The sequence below is a fragment of the Sphingomonas sp. 66-10 genome, from assembly GCF_001897045.1.
Classification (GTDB): domain Bacteria; phylum Pseudomonadota; class Alphaproteobacteria; order Sphingomonadales; family Sphingomonadaceae; genus Sphingomonas; species Sphingomonas lycopersici.
In genome coordinates, this window is record NZ_MKRR01000090.1 from 13,999 (window position 1) to 17,539 (window position 3,541).

Annotated in this window: 4 protein-coding genes; 1 reads left to right on the forward strand and 3 read right to left on the reverse strand. The window is 62.5% G+C overall.

Annotation, left to right across the window (positions count from 1 at the left end):
• Positions 1-644 (forward strand): hypothetical protein (locus BGN95_RS07335; RefSeq protein ID WP_286772129.1); only part of this gene is annotated, 644 nt, incomplete at its 5' end.
• A gap of 145 nt (positions 645-789) precedes the next feature.
• Here the strand turns inward: BGN95_RS07335 and BGN95_RS07340 are convergent.
• The 3 genes from BGN95_RS07340 to BGN95_RS07350 all read right to left on the reverse strand — a co-directional run.
• Complete coding sequence (locus BGN95_RS07340; RefSeq protein ID WP_286772130.1) at positions 790-1,611, reverse strand: APH(3') family aminoglycoside O-phosphotransferase; 822 nt, start codon at positions 1,609-1,611, stop codon at positions 790-792.
• A 528-nt stretch (positions 1,612-2,139) separates the two neighbouring features.
• The gene (locus BGN95_RS07345) at positions 2,140-2,766 is read right to left on the reverse strand and encodes a hypothetical protein (protein ID WP_286772131.1); all 627 of its coding nucleotides are present in this window, start codon (positions 2,764-2,766) and stop codon (positions 2,140-2,142) included.
• A gap of 193 nt (positions 2,767-2,959) precedes the next feature.
• Positions 2,960-3,541, reverse strand: a 582-nt coding sequence (locus tag BGN95_RS07350) for a hypothetical protein (RefSeq protein WP_502688267.1), incomplete at its 5' end; no start/stop codon positions are given.

Sequence of the window (3,541 nt, forward strand, 5' to 3'; positions counted from 1 at the left end):
AGCCTCGCTTTTCGCCTGATGGCGAAAAGGCGCTGATCCCCGTTGTGATCCCCTCAGAGATTTTCGCCGGCGAGCCCGCGACGATTGAAATTGCAGTTGCTCTGGCAGACGGGAAAGTATCGCCGACGAATGCGGCGAGTTGGGATGCGGCGCTGGTGTCGGCACGCAAGGTTCTTGCAGAGCAGATTGCCGTAGAGGCGGCGGCAAAGACCGCGTTTCTAACGCCTTTGCTTGGTCCGGAGGTCAACGCAGAGCGCCAGTGGCACGACTATTTGCGCGAGGCCGTTGGTCGCCTGAAAGGCGATGATGTTGCAACTTCGACGACGGTTCTGCGCCTACCGGGCGCTAAAGATTATGCCGTGTCCGAGAAATGGGTGCGAGAGGCGCTGATCGACTCCTACGCGGACTATGTGGCGCTGGCATCGCTATCGGCGCCAAACCTGGTATCCGTTCTGGAAAGGATTGCCTCGAAAACGCCCAAGGGATCGCTGTCCAACGCAACGGTCTTCATCGCATTGTCTGATCAATATTGGCCAGACGTGACGGCGGCGATGCAGCGTACCGGCGCGAAGCTCGTCCAGCTCGATCCAACCAAACCGATACCCCAGCGCAGCGAGCGAATAGCGCGGAGGTACGGCTCGTAGTTGACCGGGGCGATGAGATGGGAGCTCGGCCGAAAAGCGCCCTAATAGCAGTCGCTGAGTGTGCCGCCGGCTGATCCCGAAAGCTTACGTTCGTTGGGATTCGGAGCGTACGTCCCAGGTTGCCGGCCGCGATCCGTCGACGAGATCAGAAGAGCTCGTCGAGGAGCCGATAGTAATGCAGGCGCGCGCGATCGACCGGACCGCCATAGCGCGCGAGAAATGGTTGGACGAAGGGGGCGCCGAAATTGAACTCGATGCTCCAAGCAGCGAGGGCCAGGTCCTGATGCCGATCGGCCACGCCGAATCGCCCACAATCGATGAAGCCGGTGAATCGCCCGCGCTCGGCCATCAGGTTGGGCATACTGGCGTCGCCATGCGCGACCACGAGGTCTTCCGTGGCGGGACGTAGCGCAAGCGCCTCTTCAAGGACGCTAACCGCGGTCCGTCCCAACCGTTCGTCGTCCATGTCCTCCTCATCCACGCGTCCAGCCGCAACATTGGCTTCGGCCTGAGCGAGCTTCGCCGCGAGCCGCTGATCGAACGGGCAGAGCGCAACGTCGAGTGCATGCAGCTCGCGTAGCGCATCGGCAGCGATTTCGGCGATCTGCAACGGGGAGAGATCCGCAGAACTGGCGAGATCACGGCCCGGAACTTCGGACATCAGCAGCCACCGGCGCCCGTCCTCTTCCACCTCGGCTTCAACGGTCGGCGTAAGCTGGGACTGGCCAGTCAGCCAGCGCAGCCGGTCGATCTCTCCCGGAAGCTCGGCGAAAGGACCAATCGGTTCGGATTTCACGAACAGCGGCGGCAGATCATCGCCGGTCAGGCGAAATACCTCTGCTTCCGAACAGCCAATGGTCTGCGCGTGCCACACATACCCCCGCAGCCGCTGACCCCAAGCCTGCGGCGTCGGACGTACAACGTCCGGAGAAATTGCTGGGGGTGGCAAATTTGGGAGCGGCGACATGAGGGTCCTAGAGGTTCCGAACGCGCGCAGCCAGATAGGCTCCGACCTACCGCCTATCAAGCTATGGCACTCGTGCCCGGGGTACTCAGCGACTGACAGCAGCGCGCCCAATCCCCGCCGTTCAATGTGTGGATTCCGGATCCCGGAACCTGCCGTTCGCCGAAGGTGCCTCGTCGGTAAAGCTGAAGTACCGGGTCTGGGACGAAGCAGTCGGTCCCTGGCAACATGCCGAGCGACGGGTTTTGCAAGGAGCCGACATTCGGCATTGCCCGGCCGCTTGAGGGCTGCGTCTAAGCGGCGTCCGCGCCGCTGGACAGACGTTTTCGCGATGCTATGTTCCCTGTTCGTTTTATGGGGTTGAACAATGAATCGCGATAGATCCGGCTCGGACTGGGAACAGCGGTCTTTCACACCCAAAGCACCGGAGCCGTGGGGTGACGGCATCGGCGGAAGCGTGCAGCCTTCCGCGCCGCCGGCCGAGACTGGCGAGGGCGGACAGCCTTCGCCGCCGCCCCCGCCGGACGAGAGCTAACGGGTTTTTCGGGGCTTCCTGCGTATCATTACCTGCCGGATCTCGCCTGCGGGCAGATAGGTGGCCATCGCGCCATGATGCTCGTCCAGCGTATGCTTCATCTCGCGCTCGCCACTCCCGTCGAGCGTATGGGTGACGTACAGCACGATATCGCCGTTCGTTCCAAGGACCGCCGGCCCGAGCGGGAGACCTGCGAACGGACGCGTGTCCATACAGCGTAAACGCCTGCCATCCTTGGTCTGAACGATGATCTGGGTCACGAAGTGATCCTGATCGCTGATCATGCGCGCCCACGCACTCGGCGTATCGTCGCCCCAGGTGAGCTCCGACCAACGCAACAGCCAGTTCCAGAGGCGCATCCCTATCCGACGCCACAGTGCGCCAACAAATACGGTGGACACAAAGGCCACCGGGATGACGATTAAAGGTCGGTTTACTGGCAGGACGAGCAATATCGCGGTGGCGACCAGTCCGTACGCCAGAGCTCTGAAAGTGGTGTCGATTGCCTGGTGGTGGGCGCGCACTCCAGTATAGGCAACCATGTAGGCGGTGTAGCCGCTGCCAAGGGCCACCTGCAGCTGCCAGGTCGCGAGCAGCCACTTCGTGTCGAGAAGTCCGTTCATCAAGCGCCACTTTCGTCGATAAATCGCCCGATCAACCTTTCAGGCGTTCGTGATATTCGATCGGACAAGGGCTACAAATTCCAGGGATCAAGCGGCAAGGGCGTAGCCGACGGGGCGGCGCCGGCTCGCGGCTGCCTTTCCTTGCGCTGCGGCTGAAGGCAGTCCCGCCAGATTGAGGGTTCAGCCCATGCGATCATCCGACATATGGCTCGAGGATTGGCAACCTGACCGGCTCGGCGCTGGAAACGCGCACCGCTGCGAGGCGAGCCGCCTCGCGCACAATCTCGGCTTTTTGACGGTCGCCACCCAGTGCAGCGAGCAGGCGCTCGTCGCCTGCGTCCACGATGTTCCGGATCGCGGCCAGATCATGCCGAACCAGCTCGCAATAGTCGCCACGTGTCAGGGTTGCTCCGGCTTCGCGCGCGAGGTCTACAGCCGCAGCTGGCACCCCGTAGGTGAGGCGGACCAGCAAGCGCTCGACACGTTGACCCATATTGAGGTCGACATCGGGGTACAGAATGGCCGCGATTCGCGCGACGGTCGGCAGTATGTCGCAGGTACGCGCGGCACCCTGCCGTATCGCTCCGGCAGCGCCGTCGCCGCCGCCACCGAATTGCGTCAGTATGCGCTCGATCTCGGCGATGGGTCGACCGGAAATGAACAGCAACGACGCCACGGCCTTCTTGGCACGCAATGTCGGGACGTGCTCCTCATCATAATTGGCCCACAGCGCGTTCGTCACCGATCCCGGAATATGCTGCCCAATCAGCTCGGA

What these genes read in the sequence shown, in the direction of transcription:
- BGN95_RS07340 (WP_286772130.1), bottom strand. Translation starts at nt 1,611, where the DNA reads ATGTCGCCGCTCCCAAATTTGCCACCCCCAGCAATTTCTCCGGACGTT.
- BGN95_RS07345 (WP_286772131.1), bottom strand. Translation starts at nt 2,766, where the DNA reads ATGAACGGACTTCTCGACACGAAGTGGCTGCTCGCGACCTGGCAGCTG.